This window comes from Rhizobium sp. SYY.PMSO (assembly GCF_046840415.1).
GTDB lineage: Bacteria > Pseudomonadota > Alphaproteobacteria > Rhizobiales > Rhizobiaceae > Rhizobium.
In genome coordinates this window covers 673,877-689,618 of sequence record NZ_CP177351.1, presented here as the reverse complement: position 1 = coordinate 689,618, position 15,742 = coordinate 673,877, and the positions used below count along the sequence as shown (strand labels likewise).

General features: G+C 56.9%; 14 protein-coding genes and 1 pseudogene. 8 read left to right on the top strand and 7 right to left on the bottom strand.

Features of this window, described 5'->3' with window-relative positions:
* Window positions 1-9: 9 nt before the first annotated feature.
* Entirely contained in the window at window positions 10-1,263 is a 1,254-nt protein-coding gene (locus ACJJVH_RS29855; protein ID WP_113401164.1) for an aminotransferase class I/II-fold pyridoxal phosphate-dependent enzyme, read from the bottom strand.
* A gap of 148 nt (window positions 1,264-1,411) precedes the next feature.
* Window positions 1,412-2,110, bottom strand: a complete 699-nt coding sequence (locus ACJJVH_RS29850; protein WP_113401163.1) for a response regulator transcription factor — start codon at window positions 2,108-2,110, stop codon at window positions 1,412-1,414.
* Window positions 2,111-2,378: 268 nt separating this feature from the next.
* Here ACJJVH_RS29850 and ACJJVH_RS29845 point away from each other — a divergent pair, with 268 nt between their 5' ends.
* The 3 genes and pseudogenes from ACJJVH_RS29845 to ACJJVH_RS29835 all read left to right on the top strand — a co-directional run bounded on the left by ACJJVH_RS29845 (window position 2,379) and on the right by ACJJVH_RS29835 (window position 4,556).
* Complete coding sequence (locus ACJJVH_RS29845) at window positions 2,379-3,314, top strand: nucleotidyltransferase and HEPN domain-containing protein (protein ID WP_113405243.1); 936 nt, start codon at window positions 2,379-2,381, stop codon at window positions 3,312-3,314.
* Between the two features lie 687 nt (window positions 3,315-4,001).
* Entirely contained in the window at window positions 4,002-4,253 is a 252-nt protein-coding gene (locus tag ACJJVH_RS29840) for an antitoxin (protein ID WP_113359937.1), read from the top strand.
* Window positions 4,250-4,556 (top strand): annotated as a pseudogene (locus tag ACJJVH_RS29835) (type II toxin-antitoxin system RelE/ParE family toxin). Before ACJJVH_RS29840 ends, ACJJVH_RS29835 begins: the two are co-directional and overlap by 4 nt.
* Window positions 4,557-4,751: 195 nt before the next feature.
* Here ACJJVH_RS29835 and ACJJVH_RS29830 read toward each other — a convergent pair.
* The 4 genes from ACJJVH_RS29830 to ACJJVH_RS29815 all read right to left on the bottom strand — a co-directional run bounded on the left by ACJJVH_RS29830 (window position 4,752) and on the right by ACJJVH_RS29815 (window position 8,764).
* The gene (locus ACJJVH_RS29830; protein WP_412066900.1) at window positions 4,752-5,840 is read right to left on the bottom strand and encodes an extracellular solute-binding protein; all 1,089 of its coding nucleotides are present in this window, start codon (window positions 5,838-5,840) and stop codon (window positions 4,752-4,754) included.
* Between the two features lie 47 nt (window positions 5,841-5,887).
* Entirely contained in the window at window positions 5,888-6,586 is a 699-nt protein-coding gene (locus ACJJVH_RS29825; protein WP_113359963.1) for an ABC transporter permease, read from the bottom strand.
* 157 nt (window positions 6,587-6,743) lie between these two features.
* Window positions 6,744-7,559, bottom strand: coding sequence for an ABC transporter permease (locus ACJJVH_RS29820; protein ID WP_412066944.1), 816 nt, complete (start codon window positions 7,557-7,559; stop codon window positions 6,744-6,746).
* 86 nt (window positions 7,560-7,645) lie between these two features.
* Window positions 7,646-8,764, bottom strand: a complete 1,119-nt coding sequence (locus ACJJVH_RS29815; protein WP_113359943.1) for an ABC transporter ATP-binding protein — start codon at window positions 8,762-8,764, stop codon at window positions 7,646-7,648.
* 253 nt (window positions 8,765-9,017) lie between these two features.
* Between ACJJVH_RS29815 and ACJJVH_RS29810 the strand changes: the two genes are divergently transcribed.
* The 5 genes from ACJJVH_RS29810 to ACJJVH_RS29790 all read left to right on the top strand — a co-directional run bounded on the left by ACJJVH_RS29810 (window position 9,018) and on the right by ACJJVH_RS29790 (window position 14,359).
* On the top strand, window positions 9,018-9,701 hold the full coding sequence (locus ACJJVH_RS29810; RefSeq protein WP_113359945.1) for a GntR family transcriptional regulator: 684 nt from the start codon (window positions 9,018-9,020) through the stop codon (window positions 9,699-9,701).
* A 112-nt stretch (window positions 9,702-9,813) separates the two neighbouring features.
* On the top strand, window positions 9,814-11,160 hold the full coding sequence (locus ACJJVH_RS29805) for an aspartate aminotransferase family protein (RefSeq protein ID WP_113405233.1): 1,347 nt from the start codon (window positions 9,814-9,816) through the stop codon (window positions 11,158-11,160).
* Window positions 11,157-12,872: an acetolactate synthase catalytic subunit gene (locus tag ACJJVH_RS29800; protein WP_113405234.1), complete on the top strand. Its 1,716-nt coding sequence runs from the start codon at window positions 11,157-11,159 to the stop codon at window positions 12,870-12,872. The genes ACJJVH_RS29805 and ACJJVH_RS29800 overlap by 4 nt, the downstream gene beginning before the upstream one ends.
* On the top strand, window positions 12,869-13,645 hold the full coding sequence (locus ACJJVH_RS29795) for an SDR family oxidoreductase (RefSeq protein ID WP_113359951.1): 777 nt from the start codon (window positions 12,869-12,871) through the stop codon (window positions 13,643-13,645). The genes ACJJVH_RS29800 and ACJJVH_RS29795 overlap by 4 nt, the downstream gene beginning before the upstream one ends.
* 21 nt (window positions 13,646-13,666) lie before the next feature.
* Window positions 13,667-14,359: a response regulator transcription factor gene (locus tag ACJJVH_RS29790; RefSeq protein ID WP_113383498.1), complete on the top strand. Its 693-nt coding sequence runs from the start codon at window positions 13,667-13,669 to the stop codon at window positions 14,357-14,359.
* Window positions 14,360-14,502: 143 nt separating this feature from the next.
* Here ACJJVH_RS29790 and ACJJVH_RS29785 read toward each other — a convergent pair whose 3' ends face one another.
* Window positions 14,503-15,279, bottom strand: coding sequence for an IclR family transcriptional regulator (locus ACJJVH_RS29785; protein ID WP_162760949.1), 777 nt, complete (start codon window positions 15,277-15,279; stop codon window positions 14,503-14,505).
* Window positions 15,280-15,742 lie beyond the last annotated feature (463 nt).

Here is a 15,742-nt window from a genome sequence, read left to right as displayed (position 1 = left end):
CTACGATCGTCATTCAGACATCGTCCGAATCTCATCCATGCTCGCACCAATCGCTGCGCAAAGAGATTTGATCTCGTCATCGGTGTGGCCGGCGCTCATGCAGACTCGCAATCCCGATCTGCCCTTCGCCACCGTCGGAAAGAAGATCGCTGAGGTATAGAAGCCCTGTTGGAAAAGGCTTCTCGCAGCGCCGATTGCAAGCAACTCGTCGCCGAAATGCACCGTGCGAATCGGAAGCTGCGCACCGTGTTGCTCTGTCGGCATCAGATCGTCGAACAAGGTGATCTTCCGCTGCAAGGCATCTTGCAGTCGAGGGAGCTCCGCCGATCGATGCAGTCTTGCAGAAGCCAAACCGGCGCCAATGGCGGCGGTATTGAGCGAAGCCGAAAATGCATGGGCCAAGGCAAATCTGCGAAACAGAACTTCCTGATGAGCGGTGCCTAGCATCAGCATCCCACCGGAAGCCCCAAAGCCCTTGCCAAGCGAGGCCGCTATAATCGTTCTGTCGCCCAATTCACCGATCTGGGATTTGGCGAAACCTTCGCCGTGCTTGCCGAAGAGCGAGATGCCGTGGGCATCATCGATATAGAGAAAGAGATTGTATGTTTCCTGCAGACGGCGCAGTTCGGCGATCGGAGCGCTACCGCCCATGGAATAGACACCGTCGCAGATATAGGCGACGGCCTTGTTGTGGCGGCACAGGCGCTCAAGAGCCTCCAGGTCGTTGTGAGCGATTGTTTCGACCCGCGTTTCTTCGGCGATGGTGCCCTTGTGGTAAGCAAGGGTCGCGTGCGCCAGGCGATCAAACACCATGACGGGTTTTGGACCGCCGGTAAGATGCCCTGATGCAATAAGCGGCAAGGCGCTCATGTTGGCGGCGAGTACCGTAGTGTAGGTAATCACTCGTGCAGCGAAGAGATTTGAAAGGGACTCCTCCAAGTCGCCGAGATCGGCGAAATTTAACCGGGTCCGAGCGCACGACCAATGGAGAGCGCCTGCCGTTCGCACCGCTTTGACCGCGCCTTGGATGATATCGGGATGGTTGTCCAGCCCGAGGTATGAGCATCGGACGAAATCGACGATCGTGCGATCTTCGTGGTTAAGTCTGACGGTCCTGCCCTGCGAGGGATGGGCATAGATCGCCATGATCCCCTGATAGTGAGCTGCCTCGAAATGCCTGTTGGCGGTGTCGACAAGGCTGCCGGTGTTTCGATGGCTTCCTTTCCGGCCTCGGTCAGCGCGCGCGAAAATTTTGTCTCTCATGTTTCAAACTCCGATCCGTCGATATGGGGATCAGAGGTTGAAAGCGGCGCCTCTCAACATCAATAAAGTAGAGTGGAAATCTTCGACAATATGAGGCGTCACGAATGTTAAGTAGCCGGCAGTATATGAACTAATTTGAATATGCTGATTAATCGAATTCGGCGGCGTAGCCACTCGATCGAATCGTGCGAATTAGTTTGCGACCTGTCATCTGCTCCAGTATCCGGCGCAAGCGCCCAATATGGACATCGACCGTTCGCGGCTCGACATAATGGTTCGCAGGCCAGGCTGTCTCGATAAGTTCGGAGCGGCTGAACACACGGCCGGGAGCCTGGAGCAAGCGCCACAAGAGCTTGAATTCAATCGGCCCCAATTGGACTTCCTGCGAGCCATACCTGACCAGCCTCTGGCTCATCTCAAGGCTGAGCTCCCCTATGTTGAGCGTGTTGCCGTAGCGGGGCGTGCTCGGCGCTTCCCGAGAGGTGCCGGACTGGAGAAATTGCAGATAGCCCAATATCCTTCCCGGTGACGCCGGACGAACGAAACTTTCGTTCACGCCCGCCTTGAGGAGATCGAGATAATGGCGTTCATTGCCGCCGGGCACCAGCGCAAGCAACGGAATGTGTGCCGTCGTCCGGTCGGATTTGACCGAGTTGCAGATGCGTAGCGCTTGCTCGATATTGTTTTCCGTATCAAGCAGGATGGCGAGGACAGGAGTCTGGGCTGCGAGCTTACAAAGGTCCTCCTCATCCACGAGTGTGGATTTGAAACCCTCAACGGCGAAAATGTGGCTGAAGAGCATGTAAAGATCCGGGTTCTGCGACCAGAAAAGAACAATCGGGTTCATGAGGTGGTCCCTTTTCTCTCGCTGGGCGGGGGAATCCAGAATTCTGTTGCATCAAAAATATACGCCTCTGGCTCTATATGCGGATTTTTTCGCCATATTTATCTGATTTCACCTAATTGTCATATTTATGGAATGGAAGTCCAGCGCATTTCATGATTTTTTGATGCAACATTTTGTTGCTTTTCCAATCATTTTTGCCCAAGCTGTGGATTTGAAGCGCGAGCTTCGCTATCTCTGTTCCATGCCCGTGAAAGATCCGCCCGTGTATATGAAGTCCAGCATCGACCACTTGCCGCCGCTCAAGCAGCGTGAGCTCGTCCGTGCTGTCGAGGTCCTGCGCGAGGAGTTTGCAGCCGCGCTGAAGGGCGGCACGGCGGAGTTCAAGAAGCGCGGCAGCATCCTCAAGATCATCCTGTTCGGATCTTATGCCCGAGGTGGCTGGGTCGACGAACCGCATACCAAAAAAGCGTATCGTTCGGATTTCGATGTGCTCGTGATCGTCAACAACAGCAAGCTCACCAATTTCTCCAGCTATTGGCAAAAAGCAGCCGACCGGTTTACGCATCAGGAGGAATTCAAGACGCCGGTGAATTTCATCGTGCATTCGCTTCGGGACGTGAACACCTTGCTCAAGCAAGGCCGCTATCTCTTTGTCGACCTTCGCCGCGACGGCATCGTGCTTTACGAACTCGACGACAAGCCGCTGGCCAACCCCAGCCTTCTTCGCCCCGAGGAAGCATATGAATATGCCAAGGAATATTTGGAGGACCGGCTGCCGCACGCGAAGACTTTTGCCGAAGGAGCCGAGTTCTTTAGGGAGAAAGGTAAATTCAAGGAGGCTGCATTCCTGCTGCATCAATCGATCGAGCAGGCCTATGCCACCCTGCTGCTTGTGTTGAGCAACTACAGTCCGGCCTCTCACAATATCAAACATCTGCGGGGGCTCGCGGAAGGCCAGTCGACCCAGTTGGCAGACGTATGGCCGCGTGATCAGCAGCGCTTCGTTGCCTGGTTCAACGTCCTCAACGAAGCCTACGTCAAGGCTCGTTACTCGAAGCATTATGAGATCAGCCGGGAAGCGGTCACATGGCTTCTGGCGCGCACGACGGATCTCATTGCCCATGTGGAAGCGGTCTGCGAGGCCCATCTCGACGTTCTGAAAACTCAGATTGAGGAGGCTGATCGTCGCTTACGCAATGGGTGAGAGGTTTGCCATCAGAACCTCGAACTTCTCGTGCAAGAGAGGCCTCCTTTTACGATATTATTCAAAATGCCCGGGACGATAGATAAACGGTCGACCAGATCGACTTTCGCGGCTCTTCCTTGAGCCTCCAACGTCCGGCTTCGATTTCCGCTCCCTGCGCCGGACGCAGGAGGTGTTTGCTTGTCCCGAAAACTCACGTCCCGTGCCGTAAACCATTACCTTGGCGGCAAATTGACGGCTGCTCATGAAACCCATGAGATCGTTCAGGCCGCCATGGTACTTTATGGTGACAGCGCACCGACCGCTGTTGCATGGTGCGCTCTTGATGCCTGGTGCGAAGCCGACATTGAGGCGTACAATTTCTGGCTCGGAGTCTTTCGAAGACTGAACAACTAAAGTCTGCGATAGGGAAGGTATTAAGCGGGGTGCTTGCCATGCTGCGGCACCGTGCACGCCTCCTTTGCTTCGACGCTGTCGTATTCGACGAGACGCGCATCGCTAGAAGCCAAGGCGATCCCGACGCTTGCAGCTTCATCTTCGGAGGAAGGAAGCCGGTGATTGCACGGATGGATTTTAAGGCCGGGCAGAGCGAACATTGCGGATCACATGGTTCAGAGGCATTGCGCTGGTAGCCACATAGCCACATATGTGCCAATGTGGGTTTTCTCAGTTCAGGGAGTGCGTCGGATGAGCCGATTGACGATCGACATAACGGACCAGCAGCATCAAAGTCTAAAGGCGCTGGCCGCTTTGCAGGGTAAGACGATCAAACAATATGCGCTCGAGCGCCTATTTCCGGGAGATACGGATGGCGACCGGGCTTGGCAGGAGCTGAAAACGTTGATGAGCGCGCGCATCAATAACGGGCTAGCCGGAAAATTGTCGACCAAAACCGTAGGCGATATCCTCGATGAAGAGATTGCCGAGGATCGTGCTTGACGGCCTATATCCTCACGGTGGAGGCGGAAGCTGATCTACGCTCCGTGATCCGATACACCACAGTGGGATGCAGCTCAGGTACGCCGTTACGTCTCAGCTCTGGAGCGAGGTATAGCAGACCTTGCTGAGGGAAAAGGCTCATTCAAGGATATGAGCGCGCTTCATCCGGGGTTGCGGATGTCGCGGTGCGAGCACCATTATGTCTTTTGTCTGCCTCGCGAGGAGGCGCCCGCACTCGTTGTGGCGATTTTTCATGAGCGGATGGATCTCACGAAGCGCTTGGCTGGCCGTCTCGATGAGTGAACCTTCGACGGACACAAGATTGCCGAGAAATATCTCGGATCAATACCTCACGTCGTGAGGTGACATGCTGCTAAACATTCGGCAGCTTCCGTATTGGCTACCCGAGGCTTCGAAGCAGGGCTTGTGTCGGCGGACGTTGAGAAAACTGTGTGTCAACGGCGATAGCGCATCGATACCCGGCGGCCCGGCCGGGCTTCATTGTCGAATCCAACTGTTCCAACACTGCAGTAGCATGGCGGCATTGGCATTGATCCAGTCGGCGTCCGGCACCACGATGTAATCGCGGATGTCGCCAGCGCTTGGCATTGTTTTTCTGATGTCTTCAGGGATCAAGGCAACCGCATCGCTGCTCGGAGGTGTGCAGGACAGTATCGCACAGGCTTTCGCTTGAACCTCTGGCGAATTCAGCCAGAACGCAATCAGCTTCAGCGCGTTGTCATGATGGGGTGCGCCTTTGATCAGGGCAATACGATCACCGACCAGAAAAGATGCCTTGTAGGACCAGCCGATGGGCAAGCCCTCGCTCTGCATCGCCTTTGCCCGCGTCAGCCAGATCTGCCCGAGCGAATAATCCCCGTTGCGGAAACCCTGCACGCTTTGATCACCGGTCTTCCACCAGATGGAAATTGCCGGGCGGATCTCGTCCAGCTTTTTCAGGGCGCGGTCGACGTCGAGTGGAAATAATTTGTCCCGGCTCACGCCGTCGGCAAGAAGTGCCGCCGCCATCACCCGCCATGGATCGTCGAAATTGGGAAAGGCGCGGCCGCCTGGAAATTTTTGCATATCCCACATATCGGCCCATGTTTCCGGAACCGGATCGCCGGGTTTTCCAACATGATAGGCTAGAAGCGTGGCGGTCGACTGCAACAGGGCGCCACCGGCAGCGCAAGCGTGCGGGCCAAGGTCCTTGCGGTCGGCGAATTGCTGGCAAAACCCGGTGAGATCCTCGGTCACCTCGCGATGGGCTTTCGAGGCTGCCTGTATCTCGCCGTCAAGGTAGAGATCCCATGTGACATTTCCCGTTTTCACCATCGCGCTCGCCTTGGCGCGCATTTCGGCATTGGTGGCGACGACGGTCACGACCTCGATGCCTGTTGCTTTGGTGAAGGGGTCGAACCAGGCCTCTTTCAGGGCTCGGTCATAGGCGCCGCCGGTGGAGGCGATTATGACTTGCTCTGCGGCGGTTGCCGATTGTGGAGGAGCAAGGAGCCAAAGGAGGCCGACAGTTGCATAGGCCAATCGTCGGAGTTGGAATTTGGATGTGAGATTGCTTCGGTGTAACATGGAATGTTCCGCCTCTTTGCTTGTTTGAAATTTGAAGGACTTAAGCGTTATCGCGAGGATTTGCGGGAAGTCAGCAGATGTCCCGCTCCCATGAGGGCGAGGGAAATTGCAACAAGGACTGCGGATGCGGCGGCAATCACCGGCGTCAGGTTGAAATCGATGTCTTCGAACATTTTCCGGCCGATCGATTTTCCGCCGGTATCCGAGATGAAGAAGGCAACCGTTGCTTCATCGAAGGACGCCAGGAAGGCGAAGACGGCGGCCGAGGCGATGCCAGGCGCGATATTGGGCAGCACAATTCGAAAGAAGGTCTGCAGCCGGTTCGCACCACAGCTAAACCCCGCAAGCTCCAGCATCGGGTCAAGCCGCTGCAGCGATGCCGTGACCGTGATGACCACATAGGGGATGGCAAGCACGGTATGTGCGATCAGAAATCCTACGAAACTGCCGGTCAGTTGCAGGGGCGAGAACACGAGATAGAGCGCGACCCCGAAGACTATATGCGGAACGATCATCGGCCCGACGGTCAGGGCCTGCAGTGTACCCTTGAACGGTAGATCACCGCGGACAATGGCGAGCGACGCCATCGTTCCGATGATGGTGGCACATGCTGTGGTCGCCATCGCGATCCTGACGCTGAACCAGGTCGCGGCCATCCAGTCCGGATCGCTGAAATACGCCTTGTACCAATGCCAGGTCAGCCCTTGGGGCGGGAACTGAATATAATCTGTCTGGCTGAGCGACATCGGGATAATGAGCAACGTCGGCAGAATGAGAAAGAATAGGATGCACCCGACGAGCAAGCCGGCACCGACGAGTGACGCGGCTCTGACAAGGGGATGCAGGGTTGCGAAACCGAGCCTGTCGGCGGCACCACCGAGGGGCGACAGGGCGGAGGATTGGTCAATGGACACTGTTTAATCCTTTGCTGAAGGAGAGCGTCTTGCGAAACACGATGATGAAGACGATCGTCATGACGAGAAGAACCGTCGACAAGGCGGCAGCAAATGGCCAGTCGAGCAGCACGGTTGTCTGCTGGCCGATTAGGTTCGCCATCAGCATCGATCCCGGACCACCAACGAGAGACGGGGTGATGTAAAAGCCGAGAGCAAGCACGAAACACATCGTCGCGCCGGCGAAGACGCCGGGCAGGCTAAGCGGTAAGGTGACAAAGAGAAATGCTTTTGCCGGTCCCGCCCCGAGATTGCGTGCCGCTCGAGTATAGTCATCGGATAGCAGTTTCAAGGTGGAGAAGATCGGCAGGATGACGAAGGGCAGAAGCACATGTGTCATCGCAAGGACGACGGCGCCCTGGGTGTAGAGTAGCTTGAGCGGTTCATCTGTGAGGCCTGTCTCCATGAGAAATGAGTTCACGACGCCGCGCCGTTGGAGCAGGACGATCCACGCATAGGAGCGGATCAGAACCGAAGTCCACAGCGGAATGAAGACGCAGGCCGCTATAGCCAGCGCCAAACGCCCTTTCAAACGCGCCATCGCGAGCGCGACGGGATAGCCGAGCAGCACACAGCCTAGGGTCACTGCAAACGCTATCCCGACCGTGTTGGCGAGGACGGCCAGGTAGAGAGGGTCCGTAAACAGCCGTCCATAGGTGGCCGAAGGTCCGCCAGTAAAGCTGAGCGCCATCAATTTGATCAAGGGATAGAGGAAGCCGATAGCGAAGATTGCCACGAGTGGCGCGATCAGCAACCAGGACGGCATTAAGGCATATTGCCGTGCAGAGCGCGGCTGCAGCCACCCGGCCAAGCGCGACCGCCCTTTTGTGCTCGAGGGAGAAACGGGCAGGCTCATGCCGCAAACGCCTCCTTCACTGGAAAGATTTGCAACCGTGCCTCGTCAATAAGGACATCGACGCTTGTTCCGCGCTCGAAGCAAGCCGCCCGGCTTGCCGGCATCTGCACCCGTAAGACTGTGTCGCGCAATCGGGACAGACGGACGAACAGGATCTGTGTTGGACCGAAGAAGACGGAGGTCTCCACGATGCCGGCGAGAGCACTGTTGTCTCCCTTGCCCGATGGTGCCAAGCAGACATGTTCTGGTCTTATGGCGAGGCGAAGCGCTGATCCCTTGACCGGGTTGAACATCTCGCGACCGGAGTTGTAGGGCAACCTTACCAAAATACCTTCCGCGAGTTGGACCACGTCCTGATTGCCCTCGATGCCGATATGGATGCCGGGCATAAAGTTCGTGACACCGATAAAGTCGGCGACAAAGGCATTGGCGGGTTTGCTATAGAGTTCAACGGGTGAGCCGATCTGCTGCAATGCTCCGTCCTTCATCACGGCGACACGGTCGGACATCGCCAGAGCCTCGTCCTGGTCATGTGTGACATAGACGACGGTTGCACCCAGCCGCTGCTGGAGGCGCTTGAGCTCGAACTGCATCGTCTCACGCAGCTTCTTGTCGAGTGCACCGAGAGGTTCGTCCATCAGGATGATCGGCGGGTCGAAGACCAGCGCGCGGGCAACCGCGACACGCTGTTGTTGGCCTCCGGATAATTGGCTCGGATAGCGGTCGCGATATTCTGAGAGCTGAACGAGTTGAAGTATCTCTTCCACTCGCCTCTTGAGCGGTGCGCCTGAGAGCGCCCGGCGCATCTTGAGTGGGAATGCTATGTTCTGCCCAACGGTCAGATGTGGAAACAACGCATATTTCTGAAAGACCATGCCGATGTCCCGGCGGTTGGGCGGCAGATGCGTGACGTCCTTGTCGCCGATGCGGATGATGCCTGCCGTCGGCATCTCGAAACCTGCAACCATGGTCAGCAGCGATGTCTTGCCGGACCCGGATGGCCCGACGATCGAGACGAATTCGCCAGGCTCGATCTCGAGGTTCGTCTCTTTGACCGCCCAGACGTCGGCATAGCGCTTCTGGAGCCCCGAAAGGATCAATCTTCGGCCAATCAAACTCTTGTCCTCCTATAGTTCTAGAGAGAATTCCCGTCTTCGCGTGCCGCGGTCTTGTTCGTCGGTGGACGATGGCGGCATCTTTCTGGCGCCCTGTCCGTTTATCCAGGCGCAAATCCATCGGTTCACAGCCTCGTGACAGTGAAACGGGAGGCTGCTAAAACACGTTTTGGTGTGACAATCTCTTTGCGAAAACTTCACACAATTTTTATGTTGCATCAAAAAATATGACTGTCAACACATGGGAACGGAAATGGCGCTGGAGTTGCGGGAAGGTGGGGGCTTGGATCGGCAGGCAGCCGGATTGGGGGATTCGGCCTATCGGGAAATGAAGGAGCGGCTGATCCGCGGCGTCTACAAACCCGGCTACAAGATGACGGTTCGCGCCGTTGCCGAGGATTTGGGCATCAGCTCGACGCCCGCCCGCGACGCCATCAATCGGCTGATCAGCGACGGCGCACTGGTTTATGCAGGCCCCAAAACGGTGATTGTCCCCGTTCTCAGTGAGTCGGATTTAAGGGAAATAACCTCGATCAGAATTGCACTTGAAGGGCTCGCCTGCGAGCTGGCAGCGCAGCACGGAACGGAACAAAATATTGAAATTTTGAGGAAATTGCAGGACGCAATTAATGCTGCGCTCGACGGAAAGGATTACCAGAGGGTGCTCCGTCACAACAAGGAGTTCCACTTTCTGATCTATCGCATGGCCGGCCTTCCTCATCTTGTTTTGATGATTGAGGGCCTTTGGCTCCGTGTCGGGCCGTCGCTCTACAATCTCTATCCGGAATTTGCCGAGGAGAAGCACGGCGTGCGCAATCACGAGATGGCAATGGAGGCGCTTGTCGAGCGCGATGGCGCGGCTTTGCGGGCAGCTTTCGAACGCGATATTCGCGATGGCTATCGTTCTCTGCGCCGTGCGGCGCGGGAGAATTCGTAGATCTAGTCGGTTTTTTTGATGCATTGACTTGACGAATGCATATTTTGTTGCAACAAAATTATAAAGACGATGCAAAGTGCGCGTCTCACCTTGCAACAGAAAGCCTCTTGTCATGTTTACAGATAAAGTCCAGGGATTGGGCTGGCCGGCTGTTCGTGCCCACTCGGCCCATCTCTTTCACCGCGGCAATCACGTTTTTCCTGCCGGCCTAACGCGTTCGACGGTCGAGAAGGACCCCATCCCGATCTATCTAGCCAGAGGTGAGGGCGCTTATGTCTGGGATGAGGACGACAATCGCCTGCTCGACCTCAACAACAATTTTACGACCCTCATCCATGGACATGGTTTCGAGCCCGTGATCGACGTGGTGGAACGGGTGCTGAAGACCGGCACATGCTTTGCCAATCCCACCGAACATGAGATTGCGCTCGCCGAACTGCTGGTCTCGCGCATACCGGCGATCGATCGAGTGCGTTTCGTCAACAGCGGAACCGAGGCGGTCATGTTCGCCGTCAAGGCGGCACGCGCCTATACACGGCGCTCGACTATTGTCCGTTTTACCGGTGCGTATCATGGCGCCTATGATTGGGCCGAGGCGGGGCAGGGCGGCACGGTCACCGATACCGGCCGGCCGAAACTCGGCTACCCCGGCGCGCCCCCGGCAGTTGCCGACAACGTGATTGTTCTGGATTTCAACGACGCGGCAGGCATTGAGCAGGCGATTGTGCCGAGGGCTGGTGATATCGCTGCCATTCTCATCGATCCGACGCCGAGCAGGGCGGGTCTCTTGCATCCGACGCCCGAGTTCGTCGCAGCTGTGTCGGCCGTCGCCCTCAAATATGACATCCTGCTTATCGCCGATGAGGTTCTCAATCTGAGGCAGGGATTTGCCGGAGCCTCTGCCCGCTATGGTCTTGAACCGGATCTGATCACCGTCGGCAAGATCATCGGCGGTGGCTTTCCGATCGGCGCCATTGGTGGTCGTGCCGATGTCATGGCCGTGTTCGGCGTTGACGACAAGACGCCGCTGGTCTCTCAAGGGGGCACGTTCTCGGCCAATCCCGTGTCCATGGTTGCTGGAAAGGCTGCGATGGACGCTCTAACGGTCGAGGCTTTCGATCGGCTTGAGCGATTAGGAGACCGCGTACGGACCGGCCTGACTGAAGCGGCCTTAAAACGAAATGCGCCGTTCTCCGTCTCCGGTGTTGCATCTCTGTTTCGCGTTCATCCAAGGAAGGCTGCACCGGTCAATTCTAGCAGCGCGACGATGACGCCGGCGGAAGCCGTTACTATGCGGGCACTGTCACGGCACTTCCTGGCGTCGGGGATTCTGCTCCCATTTGGCGCTGCAGCCTGCCTGTCGACGCCCATGACCGATGCGGATGTAGACACCGTTATCGACACATTTGATGATTTTTTGGAGAAAAATAGCCACATGGCGTGGGAGGAACAGCAATGAACGCGATTTCGAAAACCGGCACAGTCGCGGACAGGATCGCGGAGGCTCTCAGTCGTCATGGCGTCGAGATGATCTTCGCGCAAAGTCTGCCTTCGGCGCTTATCCTTGCGGCGGAAGCTCGCGGTATTCGTCAGATTGCCTATCGGCAGGAGAACATGGGTGGCGCGATGGCGGACGGCTATGCCCGTATTTCGGGCAAGGTTGGTGTCGTTGCCGCGCAGAACGGGCCCGCCGCAACATTGCTCGTGCCTCCGCTTGCCGAATGCCTGAAGGCGAGCATTCCGGTGATTGCCTTGGTCCAGGACGTCGAACGCGACCAGACCGACAGAAACGCATTTCAGGATTTCGACCACATCGCCCTGTTTCAATCCTGCACCAAGTGGGTCCGACGCCTGACGGTTGCCGAACGGGTGGATGACTACATCGATGCGGCATTTACTGCCGCCACCTCCGGCCGCGCCGGTCCGGTGGCGCTGCTGCTGCCGGCCGATCTCCTGCGCGCCGCTGCACCTGTTACTGCGGCCGTCCGCACCAGCAGTCTCGGACGATGGCCGCTTGATCGAACAAGGCCGTCGGATCAGGACCTGCAGCAGGCGGCCGAACGGATCGCAAAAGCCCGTTTGCCGGTCATCCTGGCCGGCGGCGGCGTCCATTGCGCCGGTGCCGCGGAGCAGCTGACGCGCCTGCAGGACGAGGCCGCCCTTCCTGTCTTCACGACCAATATGGGAAAGGGGGCCGTCAGCGAATTTCATCCTCTTTCCGCCGGCGTGCTGGGTTCGCTGGTCGGCCCGCGGTCGCTCGGCTTCCATAGTCGCGAGCTGATGTCGGAGGCCGATCTCGTCGTCCTTGTCGGGACGCGCACCAATCAGAATGGCACCGACAATTGGCGACAAATACCGGCCGATGCCAAAGTCATCCATATCGATATCGACCCCGTGGAAGTGGGGCGCAATTTCGAGGCGCTTCGGCTTGTGGGCGATGCCAGGGAAATACTGGAGGCCCTACGTCAGGTGCTTTCAGGCCGCGACCTCTCTCTGCGGCGCGATATGCGGACGCTCCTTGAAGAACGCATTGCGTCGTTCTGGCATCGCTTCGATGAGGCTCGCCGCATTCACTATGCATCCGACGGATCACCCATTCGGCCGGAGCGAGTTATGGCGGAACTGCAGCTATGGCTCGAACGCGATATCGCAATCGTTGCGGATGCCAGCTATTCCTCGATGTGGATTCTCGGACAAATGCGTGCGCCGCATGCCGGCATGCGCTTTATTACGCCGCGTGGCTTGGCTGGACTTGGATGGGGCTTTCCTCTTGCGCTCGGCGCAAAGGCGGCAGAACCTAATCGTCCGGTGGTAGCGATTGTTGGCGACGGCGGTTTTGGTCATAGCTGGGCCGAACTCGAAACGATGATGCGCATGTGTTTGCCGGTAACGGTCGTCGTGCTTAACAACGGTATTCTCGGTTTCCAGCGCGACGCCGAAACTGTGAAGTTCGGACAATATACATCCGCATGCCATTTCAACGACGTTGACCATGCAGCGCTTGCCAAGGCTTGCGGCTGCCCATCCATCCGTGTCGATGATCCGGCTTTGCTCGCGCCAGCCCTGAAACGCGGCATCGAGGGCGAGGGGCCGCTGCTCATCGAAGTGATGGCCGATCCACAAGCGCACCCGCCGCTGTCGTTGTTCGCACAAATGGATGAGGCGGCATGACAACTGCTGTCCGCCAAAGGCTTGCCGTCGTTACCGGCGGCAGCTCCGGGATCGGTCTTGCGACGGTGGCACGTCTGCTTAACGAGGGCCATAAGGTCGCTTTGTTCGGTCAAAATCCGGAGCATGTCGCCAATGCCGAGGGGGTGCTTTCGGCGCAGTTCGACGCGGAAAACATTTTTGCCCGGACCATCGACATCACGGCACCTGCCGAGATAGAGGACTTTTTTCATGAACTCAGGCAGACATGGATTATGCCGGATATCCTCGTTTGCAACGCAGGAGTATCTCCCAAAGGCAAAGGCGGCCCAACCCCATTTCCAGAAATCACCCTGGAAGAATGGCATTCGGTTTTAGCGGTCAATCTGACCGGTGCGATGCTTTGTTGCCAAGCGGTTCTTCCGCCGATGATGGAGCGCGGCTTTGGGCGTATTATCTTCGTCAGCTCCCTTGCTGGCCGAACGATCCCAAGGATCGCCGGGACTGCCTATACCACATCAAAATCCGCTCTCGCCGGACTGGCGCGATCTCTGGTAGCGGCGTCCGCCGGCCACGGAATGACCATCAATCTCGTAGCGCCCGGCAGGATCGCCACCGACATGGCCGGACCGCCCGATAGCCAGATCAACCGGGCTGCGATCGCACGCATTCCGGTTGGGCGCATCGGAACGCCGGATGATGTCGCGGCGGCGATCAGTTTCCTAGTCTCGGAAGGGGCCGGCTTCATCAATGGTGCAGTCCTGGATATCAATGGCGGGGAGTTCGCTCCGCTGTGAGACGCTTCCGGAGGAGAGGCGATGGAGTTTCGTATTCTGGTTTGTGCGCAAGATGCACAGATGTTTCTGCTCCTACGTCATGTTCTGGCAATGGAGGGATTTACAGCATTCTGTGTCGACAACCTCAAAGAGGCTGAAGATCGGCTGGACGATCCTGATGTCAGAGCCGTGATCGTCGACTGTTCAACCCCCGGTGCGGATGCCGCAAGCCTGCTTAGCCTCAAGGCCGCCCGATCTGATCTTTCCATCGCATTGTTCTGCAACAGGCTAAATCCACAGCTCGATAAAGCTGGCGCCGATCTTGTCCTCGGACATCCATTCGATCCTGCGCACCTCATCCGGTTCCTGCGGCGCCTGAGGCTCGATGTGCTGATCGAAAAAAGTGACATCCGGGCCGAGGTCAACGTACTTCGCTTCGCAGATCTCGAAATGAACATTGCGACCGCAAAAGTCCGCAGAAATGGTCACGATCTTGTGCTGACAGCCCTGGAGTTTCGCTTGCTGCAATATCTCTTGATAAGTCCAAAGGCTGTTCGGAGTCGGGAAGAATTGATAGTTGCAGCGTGGCCGGCGGGCATGGATGTCGAGCCGCGAACCGTGGATATTCATGTCGGGCACATTCGTCGAGCTCTCAAGAGAGCTGGGTCAGATCTTATCCGGACCGTTCGTGCGCGCGGCTACGCCCTGGATTTGGAGTGCGAAGCATCTGACTAGTACACTGGGGACATTGCAGGGTATCGTGACATGAAACGCGCCAAAGGTTGCATATATGAAAATATGCCCTTAATAAGTGTCTTTCTAGCATAATATGTATTATGGAACCGCTATGAAGGACTCTGGTTCTCCTTGCCTCTCGCCTAAATAATACCAGCTTTGACGCGAATATCGTGAACTGCTTCTCTTAAGACGGCGACACAGCGAACTTGGGTCTCGTGATCGAATCGGAAAACTGGCACACCAACGTTCAGACAAGCGAGTGGAAATCCCGCGGCATTGAGAATTGGTACCGCGGCTCCTCCCATACCCGGCGTATATTCGTCGAAAACGTAAGCCGCTCCTTCCTGGCGGATTTCCTCAATATTTCGTTTCAGCGCCTCAAGCGTTTCGATCGTGTTCACAGAATGCTTTACGAATTTGACACGTTGGTAGTAGGACTCGCGCATCCGTTCCGGTAGGAACGCGAGCATGGCCTTGCCAGGTGATCCCGCGTACAGCGTGGCTCCTTCCCCGACCTTAAGGTTTGCGATGATGCTCTTGGAACTGAGTGCAACAGCCGCCGCCTGATGTCGGTCGCCGATCAAAAAACTCAGTGAACTCGACTCGCCCGTCCTGTCCGTAATCTTCTTGAGAATTGGGGGCGCGTGAGACAGAAGGTCGACGGAATACTGCGACCGATTGCTCAGCTCGTTGACGGCGACGCCGATCCCATATCGCTTGCTTTCGGCAGAGTAGTGCAGGAAGTTCCTGCCGAGGAGCGTTTGTAGCAAGGGCGTCAAGCTGCTCTTCGGGATCTTGAGGCTCGACGCCAATTCGGTATGGGTCATGGGTCCGCTTTGGCTCACGAGGTCCAGCAGATCCATGACACGAGTAGCCGACTTAACGGAACCCGCTTCGGAAGCGTTGTCGGTCTGCATGATCTGCGCCTCACTTTCGCGCCGCTGTAACATCAATTTCCTTATTCGAACACTTTACCCCGTCCAAGGGGAATTTCCGGAATTGTAGCTAGATCGCTTCCGCACGCTAACTCTTCAATACAAAGACTTCCCCCGATGTGCGAAACGTGTTTCCTGAAAACGGCTCGGAAGTCACTGAAACTTGCGTATCCGAGCAAATCCGAGAACCGATGGACCGAGGTCACGCTTGTGCCGGTAACTTCGGCCAACGTCTTGGCCGTGGCAAACGCGACATCGTAAGGATGGAGGAATGCATAGTTCCCGATAATGCGGTGACAGCGCGAGAAACCTCCCCGTGAGACGACAAGTGCCTTCAGTTCCTGAATGCTCGACGGCGCCATTCGAAGCTCAATTGGTCGTTGTCGTTGAGGCTTGAACGGAATTGGCCAATGCAGCCAGACATCGGACATTTTGGGTCCTTCTC